General features: G+C 57.7%; 14 protein-coding genes. 4 read left to right on the forward strand and 10 right to left on the reverse strand.

All coding sequences use genetic code 11. The features are described from left to right. Positions 1-7 precede the first annotated feature (7 nt). The 7 genes from BPNPMPFG_RS17335 to BPNPMPFG_RS17365 all read right to left on the reverse strand — a co-directional run bounded on the left by BPNPMPFG_RS17335 (position 8) and on the right by BPNPMPFG_RS17365 (position 6,331). On the reverse strand, positions 8-427 hold the full coding sequence (locus tag BPNPMPFG_RS17335) for a RidA family protein (RefSeq protein WP_258589954.1): 420 nt from the start codon (positions 425-427) through the stop codon (positions 8-10). A 75-nt stretch (positions 428-502) separates the two neighbouring features. Then, complete coding sequence (locus BPNPMPFG_RS17340) at positions 503-1,975, reverse strand: 4-hydroxyphenylacetate 3-hydroxylase family protein (protein ID WP_258589955.1); 1,473 nt, start codon at positions 1,973-1,975, stop codon at positions 503-505. A 45-nt stretch (positions 1,976-2,020) separates the two neighbouring features. Next, the gene (locus BPNPMPFG_RS17345; protein WP_258589956.1) at positions 2,021-2,584 is read right to left on the reverse strand and encodes a flavin reductase family protein; all 564 of its coding nucleotides are present in this window, start codon (positions 2,582-2,584) and stop codon (positions 2,021-2,023) included. Positions 2,585-2,713: 129 nt separating this feature from the next. Continuing rightward, on the reverse strand, positions 2,714-3,163 hold the full coding sequence (locus BPNPMPFG_RS17350) for a type II 3-dehydroquinate dehydratase (RefSeq protein ID WP_258589957.1): 450 nt from the start codon (positions 3,161-3,163) through the stop codon (positions 2,714-2,716). Between the two features lie 210 nt (positions 3,164-3,373). Further along, a complete protein-coding gene (locus BPNPMPFG_RS17355) occupies positions 3,374-4,327 on the reverse strand; it encodes a hypothetical protein (protein WP_258589958.1) in 954 nt (317 codons plus the stop codon). Between the two features lie 113 nt (positions 4,328-4,440). Beyond that, positions 4,441-5,010, reverse strand: coding sequence for a HutD/Ves family protein (locus tag BPNPMPFG_RS17360; protein WP_258589959.1), 570 nt, complete (start codon positions 5,008-5,010; stop codon positions 4,441-4,443). 220 nt (positions 5,011-5,230) lie between these two features. Beyond that, complete coding sequence (locus BPNPMPFG_RS17365) at positions 5,231-6,331, reverse strand: branched-chain amino acid ABC transporter substrate-binding protein (protein WP_258589960.1); 1,101 nt, start codon at positions 6,329-6,331, stop codon at positions 5,231-5,233. 284 nt (positions 6,332-6,615) lie between these two features. Between BPNPMPFG_RS17365 and BPNPMPFG_RS17370 the strand changes: the two genes are divergently transcribed. The 4 genes from BPNPMPFG_RS17370 to BPNPMPFG_RS17385 are packed head-to-tail and all read left to right on the forward strand — an operon-like array spanning position 6,616 to position 10,198. Next, a complete protein-coding gene (locus BPNPMPFG_RS17370; protein ID WP_258589961.1) occupies positions 6,616-7,536 on the forward strand; it encodes a branched-chain amino acid ABC transporter permease in 921 nt (306 codons plus the stop codon). A 4-nt stretch (positions 7,537-7,540) separates the two neighbouring features. Further along, on the forward strand, positions 7,541-8,722 hold the full coding sequence (locus BPNPMPFG_RS17375) for a branched-chain amino acid ABC transporter permease (protein WP_258589962.1): 1,182 nt from the start codon (positions 7,541-7,543) through the stop codon (positions 8,720-8,722). Further along, positions 8,719-9,507 (forward strand): ABC transporter ATP-binding protein, encoded by a 789-nt coding sequence (locus BPNPMPFG_RS17380; protein WP_258589963.1) that lies wholly within the window; start codon positions 8,719-8,721, stop codon positions 9,505-9,507. Before BPNPMPFG_RS17375 ends, BPNPMPFG_RS17380 begins: the two co-directional genes overlap by 4 nt. Further along, a complete protein-coding gene (locus BPNPMPFG_RS17385) occupies positions 9,500-10,198 on the forward strand; it encodes an ABC transporter ATP-binding protein (protein WP_258589964.1) in 699 nt (232 codons plus the stop codon). Before BPNPMPFG_RS17380 ends, BPNPMPFG_RS17385 begins: the two co-directional genes overlap by 8 nt. 90 nt (positions 10,199-10,288) lie before the next feature. On the opposite strand, the gene hutC is transcribed toward BPNPMPFG_RS17385, so the two are convergent. The 3 genes from hutC to BPNPMPFG_RS17400 all read right to left on the reverse strand — a co-directional run bounded on the left by hutC (position 10,289) and on the right by BPNPMPFG_RS17400 (position 12,945). Then, complete coding sequence (gene hutC, locus BPNPMPFG_RS17390) at positions 10,289-11,053, reverse strand: histidine utilization transcriptional repressor HutC (protein ID WP_258589965.1); 765 nt, start codon at positions 11,051-11,053, stop codon at positions 10,289-10,291. A gap of 138 nt (positions 11,054-11,191) precedes the next feature. Beyond that, on the reverse strand, positions 11,192-11,980 hold the full coding sequence (locus BPNPMPFG_RS17395) for an amino acid ABC transporter ATP-binding protein (RefSeq protein ID WP_319945939.1): 789 nt from the start codon (positions 11,978-11,980) through the stop codon (positions 11,192-11,194). Beyond that, positions 11,977-12,945 carry an amino acid ABC transporter permease gene (locus BPNPMPFG_RS17400; RefSeq protein WP_258589966.1) on the reverse strand — a complete coding sequence of 323 codons (969 nt, stop codon included), beginning with the start codon at positions 12,943-12,945 and terminating at the stop codon, positions 11,977-11,979. Before BPNPMPFG_RS17400 ends, BPNPMPFG_RS17395 begins: the two co-directional genes overlap by 4 nt. Positions 12,946-12,961: the final 16 nt, after the last annotated feature.

Here is a 12,961-nt window from a genome sequence, read left to right on the forward strand (position 1 = left end):
TCTCCATTCACGCCGCGTCGGGGATCACAGCAGTCACCTCGATCTCGACGACCCATTCCGGCCGCGCCAGTGCCGGGACGACCAAGCCGGTAGAGCAAGGGTGAACGCCCTTCAGCCACTTGCCCATCTCCTGATAGACGGCTTCCCGATAGCGGATGTCCGTCAGGTAGACCACGATGCGGCAGATGTGGGCCATCTCACTGCCCGCTTCTTCGAGCAGCATCTTGATGTTCTGCATCGTCTTGGCAGTTTGTGCGCCGGCGTCGCCAACGTGAAGGCATTCCCGCGTATCGAGATCCTGCGATACCTGTCCGCGCAGAAAAACCATGGTGCCGCGTGCGACGACGCCTTGGGACAGATCGTTGTCGAGCTTCTGCTCGGGATAGGTCGTGCGCGTGTTGAAGGGGCGAAGGCGCTTGTGGATCATGATGACAACTCTTTTCGGGGAATAGAAAGGCTCGCACCAACTGAATGGGCAATCGGCGCGAGCGTGGGAGGAAAGCTAGCTGGCCGCTGCTGACAGTTTCGACGGCCCGTAGACACGATCCGACAGGTCTGCGGCCTCTTTGGTAAAGCGAAGCGGCTCGTTCCAGTCGAAATTGTTATAAACCGCCGCGAGATGGGCGAAGGGAGGCGCCTGGGCGAACAGTTGGAAGGTCAAACGGTGCCCGGCATAGTCAGAATTCAGCAGATCGCGCGCGAAGGCGAGCAACTTACGTCTGTCCTCCGCCTGCCAGTTATCGTTCAGGGTGTAGAACTTCTTCAGCCATGGTCCAGCCTCGGGATCGCGGAAACTTGCTGCATCGGGCGTGACGCAGATTTGGCCACCGCAGAGTTCCCTTGCGATATGCATCATGAGATGAAGTTGCGAGCAGGCTAGAACACGGCCAGTCATGAGGAACGACTGGTTCGGCATCATCAGTCCAGCAGGGCTCCGTTCCGCCTCCGCGATAGCGGCCGTCAGGTGGGCATTGATACCCTCTCGATAGCAAGCGAGCGTGGCCAGTTTCTCCTGTACCGCCTGCTGCTTCTCCAGGCCCGTCTGGCGGACGTTCCAAAGGGCGGCGCCAATCATCATGTCGGCAAGCTTCAAATTGCGCTGGACGAAGGCAAAGGCAGAATAACGGTGCAGGGTGGACCGGATGAACTGAGCGGCTTTCGTGTACTGATAAAACAGTACATTCTCCCAAGGGATCAGGACGTTGTCGTAGATAACCAGAGCGTCGATTTCGTCGACACGATTGGACAACGGATAGTCCTCCGCCGGCGCGCGTCCGGCAAAGCCGGTACGGGTGATGAAGCGGAGATCCGGTGAGGAGAAATCGCAGATGAAGCCGACGGCATAGTCGGACAGCTTCTCATCGCCCCAGTTGGCGATAGTGGGCTTTGTAAAAGCCTGGTTGGCATAGGCGGCAGCAGTTTCGTATTTAGCGCCGCGAACGATGATGCCGGCGTCCGTCTCTTTGACGACATGCAGCAGCATGTCTGGGTCTTGATCCTGCGGCCGCTTCGAACGATCCCCCTTGGGATCGGTGTTTGCCGATACGTGGAATGGATCATTCTTGAGGACTGTGTTGATGTGCCGCTCGATGTTGGCGCCAAAACGCGGATCCACCTCGTTTAGCATTTCCCGGCCGTCGAACAGCGACCACATTTCGCCGACGGTCTCGTCGCCGACTCGAGTGACAATGCCCTTCACATCTTCCAGCACAGCATCGGTCGAGCGACGTTTGTCATGCCAGTCCTGCTGCGTGTAGGGTAACTTCAGCCCGATTGCATAGCGCTCGCCGCCATCTTCATAGGTCATCGTCGCGCTATGCTGCGGCTCATGGGCCATGTCGTAGATGCGCGCCCTTACATCGACGATGGGCTTGAACATCGGATGAGTGGTGACGTCCTTGACACGCTCGCCATTGATCCACACCCGTCGACCATCACGGATGGACTCCCGATATTGGTTGCCGGTTCTGATCATTGAAATGCCTTCCTTTCAGGACTTCACGTCTGCGCGCTGGCAGTGCTAGTTGCTCGTTGGCAATGTGGCCGGGTGGCAATACGCCCGCCGACAATGCGCCAGTGGCGCTCTCTGGGTGGCGGTCACGTCCACCACACGGCCAACAAAAATGGTGTGGGTTCCGACGTCGTGACTGCTATGCACGACGCAGTCGAAGGTGCTTGCAGCGTCAGGCAGACGCGCGGCGCCAGTCGCGGCAGGTTCCCATTCCGCACAGCTGAAGTCGAAAGCCTGGCCCTCGCGTGGATGACCAGCAAACACATCGGAGATGCTATCTTGGTGGGCGGCGAGAAGATTGACGCAGAACACTCCGTTTGCGTCGATTGCCTCACGGGCAGGACTGCGACGATTGACACATACGAGTAGCATTGGCGGATCCGCTGAAACGGAAGCCATCGCGCTGACGGTCACACCGAACAAACCGGCCTGCCCATCGGTGGTAATGATGTTGACACTAGTCACCGCGCCACTCATCGCGGAAACAAAGGCCGTGCGATCGACGGTCGGAAATCTCGGCTCGACAGCCGTCAATGCCGGCGAAGGGGTATCCGATTTTTGAAGTGTCGACATTTTTTCGTCTTTCGACTTGCCTATCGAGAATGCTCAATGGGCAAAATATCGCGGCAAAAGCGTCATTTGTATAATAGAACTTAGATATCCGTTGGCTCGGTATTCCTGATCCAACGCGGCTGTCGAAAATCAGATTTCTTTGAAATGGCGTATGATCGCTTCAATCGCGAACTCGTATCCGGCAGGCCCCAAGCCTATCAGGCATCCGGAGATGACATGGGAAATAAAGGAATGGTGGCGGATCGGTTCACGCTTGAAGACGTTGCTTACATGGACCTGGAAGACAGGACCGCTAAACCCGACTAAGGCGTCCATCAAGCCGAGGGATGTATAGGAGAGGCTGCCGCCGTTGATGACCAAACCGTCAGCCTCCCTTCGCGCGTCGTGAATCCAATCGATAAGGGTGCCCTCGTTGCTCGACTGGCGAAAACGTAGGGACGCGCCACTCTGTTGCGCTCTGTCACGGCATAAGCGTTCAATGTCCGGAAGAGTAAGCCGGCCATACAACCCGGAGGGGTCCAACCCGTAGAGATTGGTGTTCGGGCCGTTCAGAACGTCAATCTTTAATGTGTCCGACATTCTTTCCCTCGAGTTGAAACATGGTCCCGATCACCGGCAACTTTGGCACGCCAGGGTCCCAGTGAGGCGCGACAGCGGCTGCAGTTGGCGAGGTGCCTCCGCGCCCCAACGGCACGCCCCATTTCAGTTCTAGGGTCCAGATATTCAACTGTCCGGCCTAAGCCGATCGTTCCGCGAACGTCGATCTTGGACACACGGTATCCACCGCCGCTATTTTCTCGAGCGGGCAAGAAAGTCGATGAACAAGGATGGCTGCGCCGCCGATGCCACGTGCAGTGGACTGTCAAGCGACAGCATCACCCTTCCCGGAGAATCAATAGTAATCCGGCCAGACAGCAACGGAATTGTCTCGCCAATTCGCCTCAACGCCACCTCGTAGCGGCCACGTTCGGGAATCAGTAAGGCTTCGGGCCATCGGGTTGTCCACTCGCCTGATTGGCGGATTGCCTCGGACGGTAAGTCGACCTCGAAACCCCAGTTGTAGCCGAGCATTTCGTTCGCATCCTCGATATTGCCCGCCAACAAAAGGTTGCGCACCAGCGTCGACGAACAACGCACATCACCCCATTCGATCTCGTCGACGGCGGTCACCGAAAACCCGCGGTTCTGCCCCATGCATCGCAACAGATTCACATCGCCGCGGCGGCGCGCGCCAAAACGAAAGTCGCGCCCGACAACCAGATGTGAAATGCCCAACCCGCAGACAAGAATGTCATCGACGAACTGTTCTGGTTGCTGGCTGGCGAATGAATGGTCGAAACGCGGGCTGTACAGGAAACTCATGCCGAAGCGCGAAAATGTCTCCATCTTGCTGGCCGGCGTGCTCAGTCGGAAGGCGCCGGCCTCCGGCGCGAACAATTGGCGCGGGTGGGGCTCCACCGACATGACGCCAATCGGTTTCAGTCCCGCCTGCTCTGTGGCTACATCCAACAGCGCCTGATGCCCACGATGGAACCCGTCGAAGTTGCCCAGAAGTATGACGCCTCCCTTCAGCGTATCCGGTGCGACGGCCGCGTCGGTCACCAGGTGCAAGGGACACCCGGACGTTTTGGTGTGAAAGGCATCGTCATCAGACAAGATGTCTTGCGAGCAATACGGTTGCCGCTGCGCATCGCATGAAGCGCCAGACCGCCACAGCTTGATTGGGTTCTGGGTTTCGATCATCTGTTCCATGGTTCGAAAAGCTAGTCTACTTTCAGGCCTCAGGAAAATATCAAACCAAAAGCATCAGCATCAGGATCGCCGATCTAGTCCCATCATCGATTGATTGCCGGGCTTCAAATTTCCGGCGCGAAAACGGCGATCAGACAGTCCCCACCGTCAGGCACTGCCACCTCCAATTGAGCGGCGTCGCGCGCCACCAGCGTCTGGCCGGGCCCCACACGGAGGGCTGCAACCCAACATGGGGCGCCAACAACGTGGACTGCGACAAGACCGCCTCGCGGCACGCACAGCGTCTCGTTCACGCTGCAGCGCAGCGTTCGGACTGTGCTGCTCCAACGCACGCGCCTCGTCATCACGTTCATAACCAGCGCGGAACCAGATGATAAGCGCGTCTTTGGCGAAAGCGCGCTATCAAACCGATAGGGTGCCAGATGATCCAACACCACCTCAGACCCATCGGCAAAGCTCAAGACGAGCGGATTCTCACTCAACCGGATGATCGTGCGGTCGATTCCTGGAAAGGAGGAAAATTGCGCGTCGTCGACAATAGGAGCACGGCTGATGCGAATATCGAAATCCGCGTGCGTGGCTTCCTCCGGCAGCAGAAGGACATCCTCGGTGACCCCCCTGCCGTTCTTCCAGGCAGTCCTGTGATAGGCGTCCTGCGACAGTAGTTGGAGCATCTGCAATTACCTTTGGATGGATTCACATGACCTCGCGTCTGTAATGGCCGGCTGTGTCCATTCGTTTCTTTCCATTATTAGGTTCGGGCATGCGACCCCGGGCTCGTTGCAACCGCGCACCTCGGCACCACATGCATGGCACCAGCACCACGCTTCCAAGTAGACAGACGAGGAATTGGATGGTGGGGCAGCCCAACGGCTTCCCCACCACGTTGCAGGTTCAATGATCGGTCCAAGCGCCGTCCTTGACTTCCTTGATCTCGATCTCGACCGGTATCTCGGTCTGGCCGCTGCTGTCGAAGCTAGTAGTGCCCAGAACGCCGTCATACTTGATGGCGCGGATCGCATCGGCAAGCGCCTTCTTGTCCTGGATGCCCTTGTCCTTGATTGCCGTCAGAAGGATGTTGGTCGCGTCGAAGGCGTATTTTGTATAAGGGCTTTCAGGATCAGCGAACTTGCGCGCCGCATAATCCTTGTCGAGCTGATCGATCTTGGGATTGCTCTGCGACTTGGGATAGCTCACCATCGTGCCGTTGGCGGCATCGCCGGCAATCTTGATAAACTCGGGATCATAAAAGCCAGAGATGCCGATCATCGGCACCTTCAAGCCGAGTTCGATCATCTGCTTTCGCAAGATGCCCGCTTCGGTAATTACGCCGCCGAAATACACTGCGTCGGGCGACAGGCCTTTAATGCGCGTCAGAATAGCGCGGAAATCCGTGGTACCGACCGGAGCTGCTTCAGAGGCGATGATTTCACCGCCCTTCTCCTTGTAGAATTCGGTAAACCACTTGGCGTTGCCCTGCCCGTAGTCAGTCGTGTCGGAGACGATCGCAATCTTCTTCGCCTTGAGATCGCCGGCTGCCCACACCGCAAGCGGTTTGTTTTCATTGACCAGCGTCGGCGTGACGCGGGTAACAAAGGGCAGGTTCATTTCGGTGATCTTGGGGCTGATCGCGCCCCAGACGATGAAGGGCATCTGATAGCGATCGAACTGTGGGATCGTCGCAAGCGCGACGGAACTGTTCCAGTGGCCGATGGCGCCGACGACTTGAGGGTCGTTGACGAGTTTCAGGGCAGCTGCGACGCCGGTCTGCGGATCGGCGGCATCGTCAAGCACTACAGGTTCCACATCAAAGGGGAATCCGTTTGCGTTGGCCTGCTCGATGGCGAGCAGGAATCCGTTTTCGGCGCCAATCCCTTGCGGGGCGTTGCCGCCGCTTATCGGGCCTAGAAACCCGAGTTTGATCGTGTCTTTTGCGCTGGCCGTCTGACCAAGCGACACGGTGATGGCGGCAGCTGCCGCGGTTGCTAAGCTCACGCGCCAGATTGTGGACAACGTGTCACAAAATCGATTCCCCATTGAGTGCTCCTTTTATCGCCTGCGAAAGCGCGGCGTCGTTAGCGCCTGCTTGTGCTGTGGGCGCTGAGGAAGATTGCACTGAGGCTAAGTCGCATAAAATTCGTTTTTCCTGATCTAGAGATGCGGAAATTGCGCGGCTCAGTACCCTTGCAATTGAGCGCGATAATCTGCGATCCGGATATAGTGGTAGTGCTTGGATGGTTTGGCTCGTCCGGGCGAAGAGCTAAACGGGGAGTGAGCCCATGGGCACCGAACTGCTGCAGCAGGGGTTAAACTGGATAACCTTAGGATGCATTTACACGTTGATCGCCGTTGGCTTCAGCTTACTGTTCGGCGTGTTGAAGGTAATCCACTTTTCTCACGGCGATGTTGCGCTCGTTGCGCCCTTCATTGCGCTGGCGACCCTACAGGCAATGTTGGGTTCGCTGTCGGGCAGCAGCGGTGGGCTCATCCTCTTTGTTGCGTGCGCAATCGCCGTTCTGGCTATCGGGCTCTTGGGGGTCTTTTTGGATTGGCTTGTAATAGGCCGCTTTCGCGACGCGCCGCCGATGATGGCATTGGTGGCTACCGTGGCCCTCGGTATCGTCTTACGTGAGTCCGTCCGGCATCTGTTTCCGAACGGAAGCAATCCTCAGCCTTTCCCGCTGCTCGTTGAGACCAGCGTTGCCTTACCTGGCGTTGGCACGATCCCAGGGTTCAACATCTTGGTGATCACGACCTCGGTAACCGTCATCGTTCTACTGTTCGTTCTCCTGCAGCGGACACCAGCCGGCATCCGTATTCGTGCAGTGTCGCAGGATCAACAGATAGCCCGGCTGATGGCTATAAATCCACGCCGCGTGTTTCGATCCACCTTCTTTATCGCGTCCGCAATCGGCGGCGTTGGCGGCCTGTTCTATTCCAGTTATGCCGGCGTGGCTCGCTTCGACTTTGGCATTCAAGCCGGGTTAATCGGCTTCTCCGCGGCGGTCGTCGGGGGCCTTGGAAGCATGCCCGGCGCTATTGTGGGGAGCATTCTGATCGCGGGGCTTGATACATTCGTCCAGGCAGTTGTCCCCAACGGGGCTGCTTTCCGGCTCGTATTCGCCTTTGCTCTTGTCATTGTCGTGCTCGTCTTCAAGCCATCCGGCTTGTTGGGTCGAACGCTTGTCGAAAAGGTGTGAAGCGATGAGTGCCACAGCTGTCTCGTCAAGAACCCAGTCCTTTCCAGTCCGAGATGTTCTCACTGTCGGGGTGGTCGAATTGTTGGGAGCTGCGGCGCTGCGACAATTTCTGCTTTCAGACGATTGGCGGATCGTAGCGGGACTGCTCGTCGCGTTTGGTGCCTGTCTCGCGATCCTTCAGAGGCGAGGTGACATCGAGGATCTGATCATCGGCAGTTTTGAGCGCTCGCGTCTTCTGGCGGCTTGTCTCGGGATTGCGGTCGTGACGCTGTTCCCGTTCCTGCTGGCCGGCAACACCTACGCGCTCCATTTGCTGATCGTGGGGCAGCTCTATGCCGTTCTAGCGCTGGCGCTCAATTTCCAACTCGGAAGCGCCAACATCCCGAATTTTGCTACGGGTGCCTCATATGGTATCGGCGCGTACGCATCTGCCCTGTTGGCAATCAATTTCGGTGTCAGCTTCTGGCTCGCGCTGCCTGCGGCCGCAGTTGTCGCGACGGCATTTGGCTTCCTTCTTGGCTTGCCCTCAATGCGTGCCAAAGAGAGTTACCTAGCGCTGGTCACGATCGCATTCGGGGTTGTCATTCAACAATTGCTGAATAACTTTGATTGGACGGGCGGTCCAAACGGCTTGGTCGGAATTCCGGTGCCGAGCCTGTTCGGACACTCCTTCGCATCGCCCATCACGATTTTCGGCTTTTCACTGCCCAGCCAGGCAAACTTCTACTACCTGTCGGCTGTCCTGGTGGGCATCAGCATCTTGTCGGCACAGCGCCTGCACGGATCGCGGGTGGGCCTGGCATGGAATGCCCTTCGAGCGGACGAGTTGGCTGCACGTTGCCAAGGCATCAATGTGACCTGGTACAAGGTCCTTGCTTTCGCGGTCGACGCATTCCTTGCTGCGTTCGCAGGTACGATCTATGCCTTTTATGTTGGCTTCATATCCCCCGACAATTTCACCTTCCTCGTGTCCGTCACCATCATGACGATGGTCATCGTCGGCGGCATGGACAATACCCTGGGTGTCATCGTCGGCGCCATGATGCTGACGTTGCTGCCCGAGAAACTACGCGCCTTTTCGGACTATCGCATCATGTTCTTCGGCATCGTGGTCATCTTGTTCCTGGTAATCCGTCCTCAAGGATTGTTCCCGCAGCGAATCCGCCGCTACGGAGGTGGATTATGAGCACTTCTGTATTGCGCGGCGAAGGCCTAACCATGCGTTTCGGCGGCCTCGTGGCTATCGATTCCGTCGATTTTTCGCTGCGTCCCGGAGAAATTCTCGGCATCATCGGTCCTAACGGTGCAGGCAAGTCGACTCTATTCAACGTCATTTCCGGGCTTTACAGGGCCAGCGCTGGCAAAGTGTTTCTTGGAGAGCGTCTGCTGAACGGCCAAGCCGCCCACAATGTCACCCGTTTTGGCATCGCCCGCACGTTCCAGTCTAGCCGGCTGTTTTCGGATCTAAGCGTCCTCGACAACGTCATCATCGGCATGCACACGCGCTTGCGAAGCGGCGTCCTCGATGCGCTGTTAAGACCATCGAGGGCTCGGGCAGAACTGCTCATGGCAGCGGGGCACGCGAGCGAACTCCTGGCGGCGGTCTCGACCGGGTTGCACGCTCAGCGGCATCGGCCGGCCTGCGAACTCGCGCAGGCTGACAGGCGACGGCTCGAGATTGCCCGCGCGCTTGCCTCCGACCCCAAGGTGCTCATGCTCGACGAACCATCGTCAGGCATGGACGATCGGGATACGGATGCTCTTATGAATGATATCCGCGCCATTTCGGCCCAGCGCCCGGATTTGTCGGTGATGATCATTGAGCACGATATGCGATTGGTGGCGGAATTGCCGCATCGTGTGATGGTGATCGACTACGGTCGAAAAATTGCCGATGGGCAGTTTGCCGACATTCGATCGATGCCGCGGGTGCAGGAAGCCTATCTAGGACGGAGGGCCAGCAATGCTTGAGCTTTGTTCGGTCAGCACGAACTACGGCGTTGTCGCCATGCTGCGGGATTTTTCGCTGCATGTTAAGCCCGGTGAGCTTGTCTGTGTTCTTGGTCCCAACGGCGCCGGCAAGACCACCACTTTCCTGGCTATTGCAGGGCTTCTGCCGTTGGCAAATGGCCGCATCGTTATCACTGGCCAGGACTTAGCAACAATGAAAACCGAGTCCCTTGCGGGGCGCGGCATCGGCTTCGTACCTGAAGGGCGTCGTCTGTTTCCGGAATTGACGGTCCGGGAGAACATCTGGCTTGGTTTCGATGCAGCACGCGGCGCAGGCAAGTTCGACGAGCGCCTTGAAGCGATGGCAACTCTGTTTCCCCGCATCAAGGAACGTCTGCGCCAGCCAGCGGGAACGCTTTCCGGCGGCGAGCAAGCTATGGTCGCCCTGGCCCGAGCTCTTGTTGCCGAACCGAAACTAGTCGTCATGGATGAACCGTCGCTGGGCTTGTCGCCCAAGCTGATCGACGAGTATTTTGATATTGTGGCAGAGATCAATCGCCGGGGCACAACGGTTCTGCTGATCGAGCAGAATGCCGAGAGGGCTTTGTCGATCGCCCATCGCGGCTATCTCCTGATCAAAGGCCGCATTTCGGCGAGCGGCACGGCCCAAGACCTCCTAGGCAACGACGTTGTGCGTAAACTTTATCTCTGAGTTGTCGGGACGCGGGAAGCTAGTAGTGGGTGATACTAGCCTTTCCCTGTGGTTCCCTTTGCAAAAAGGGGTAACTGAAAACTATGAGCCTCAGCGTGTGATCGTCATACGTCCAGCAAGACTGAAACGCGATCCCGGATGCAGAAGCCTTACGCTGGTCGCGATCATCCCCCGCGACCAAGTGCGCCTACGCAGCAGGAGAATCGGATCGCCCGGTTGCATTTCCAGAAGCGCCCGGGCTGTTTCGTCTCCAGGTATGGCCTGGATGATATGCTCGACTTCCTCCAGGGGCCCTGCAGCCATGAGATGTTCATTCGGCGTGACCAGCGAGAAATCCTGATCGAGGTAGTCCGGTGAAAATCGGGGATTCACGAACCGATCCTCGACTTGCAGGGGCCGACCATTTTCTCTGTGGACCAAGAGCGAATGAAACACAGTCGACCCGGGCGTCAGATTCAGTTCCGTAGCCACAGCAAGGTCGCTGTTTAGAGCTTCGAGCTTATGGACCTCCGTTGTGTGGTGGTTTCCTCGAGCCTCTATCTCGGCATGAATATTGCGCAGTTCCATAAAAGTGGACTGCCGACTCCGCGCCGCAACGAATGTTCCGGCACCTTGCTTACGGACCAAGACACCTTCGGCGGCGAGGTCGCGCAAGGCAATATAAACGGTCATTCGAGACATACCGAACTGCTCGACGAGTTGAGCTTCCGACGGTATCTGGAAGCCTTCCGGCCATTCGCCCGACTCGATCTTCCGCAGGACATGATTGCGGACCTGCTGGCCGAGCGACAGCCCAACTGCATCGGCTCCCGCCAGCGTCGAGTGGCGAGGGCGCATCCGCTTGTTCATATTCATGATTAGTTGTCCATTAGTGGGCGAACGCCACCTGTTTGTACTCACTATCATACATTCAGGACGGGAAATCAGATAGCAAGACCTTCGCCTGAGGCGTCCGCCGATTATCGCTCCGCCACAGTGGTCTCGACTACAATTTCAAAGTACCTTGGCTAAGAAGGCCTGCGTTTGTGGGTGCGATGGGTTTCCCAGCACGTCCCCCGGCCGACCTTGTTCCACGATCTCGCCGCCAGCCATAAAGACGACCCGGTCGGCGACTTCGCGAGCAAATGCGATCTCATGGGTCACGACGACCATGGTCATGCCGCTTTCGGCGAGATCTCGCATCACGTCCAAAACGTCGGAAACCAGTTCGGGATCGAGAGCACTCGTCGGCTCATCGAACAGGATCAGTTTGGGTCGCATCGCGAGCGCACGTGCAATTGCCACTCGCTGTTGTTGACCGCCTGACAACTGCCGGGGGTACGCAGCTACTTTCTCGGATAAGCCGACACGCTTCAGGATGGCATGCGCCCGCTCGCGCACTTCCTCCCGCTCCTCGCGCTTCACCCCGACCGGTCCTTCGATCACATTCTGCAAGACGGTCATATGCGGGAACAGATTGAAATGTTGAAACACCATGCCGATGTGAATGCGCTGACGGGCTATTTCATTTTCGTGCATCTCCTGGAGATGGGCACCGCAATCCTTGTATCCGATCAGTTCACCGTCGACTCGGATGCGACCAAAATCGATCCTCTCGAGGTGGTTGATACACCGAAGGAACGTGCTCTTGCCCGAACCCGACTGCCCAAGCAGGCACATCACCTCGCCTTGTGAAAGGGAGAGATCAATTCCCTTCAGAACTTCAAGGGCGCCGAACGACTTTCGCACGCCCGTCGCTTGCATCATGATCCTGGCCGATGGCTGTAGCGCGTGTACGGTCATGGCGCATTCCTCTTTTCTTCCGCTTTAGGCGCGCGCCCCCCCGCTATGCCAAAAAACTGCCGGATGCTTTGCAGAGGCGTCAACGGCAAGCTGCGGCTTCCACCACGGGCATAGTGGCGTTCAATATAATATTGGATCACGCTCAGCACCGAGACGATGGCCAGGTACCAGATCACCGCGATCAGAAGCAGCGGGATCGTTTCGAACGTGCGTGTGTAGATTGTCTGTGCCGCAAACAACAATTCGGGCACAGCGATGATGCTCACCAGGGCGGACATCTTGAGCATATTGATGGTGTCGTTACCGAGCGGCGGAATGATGACGCGCATCGCTTGAGGCAGCACCACGCGCCGCAGCAGCCGCGCACGCGACATCCCGATCGACTGGGCCGCTTCTGTCTGACCATGGTCGATCGAGATGATGCCGGCGCGGATGATCTCCGCACTATAGGCCGCCTCGTTCAGCCCGAGCCCGAGGATGGCCGCTGTGTAGGGTGTAATCAGCGCATTGGCGTCGAGTTCGATGAAATCGGGACCGATAAATGGGATGCCCAGCGTAATGTGCGGAAACAGCGCCGAGAGATTGTACCAAAGAAGCAATTGCACCAGCAGCGGTGACCCGCGGAAGAACCAGACGAAAAGCCAAGACGACCCCGACAGAACAGGGTTGGGCGATAGACGCATGACCGCGAGCATCACCCCCAGCGCCACCCCCATTACCATGGCGATGGTTGTCAGTTCGAGGGTGCGCCGCACCCCAAGCATGATTGTCTCCGAGGTGAAATACTCACCAACGACCGACCATTCGAAGCGCGGGTTGGTGAGAAGCGAATGTACCAGCATCGCCGCAAGAAGGGCTACGAAGGCAATGGCCACCCAGCGCCACGGGTGCCGGGCCGGCCTGATGACCAGGTTGACCGTCGGCTCGACGCTCATTCCCTTGGAACTGGTCTCGTTGATCGACATGGCAAACTCCCGAAAT

This window comes from Mesorhizobium sp. AR07 (assembly GCF_024746815.1).
In the GTDB taxonomy this organism is placed as follows: domain Bacteria; phylum Pseudomonadota; class Alphaproteobacteria; order Rhizobiales; family Rhizobiaceae; genus Mesorhizobium.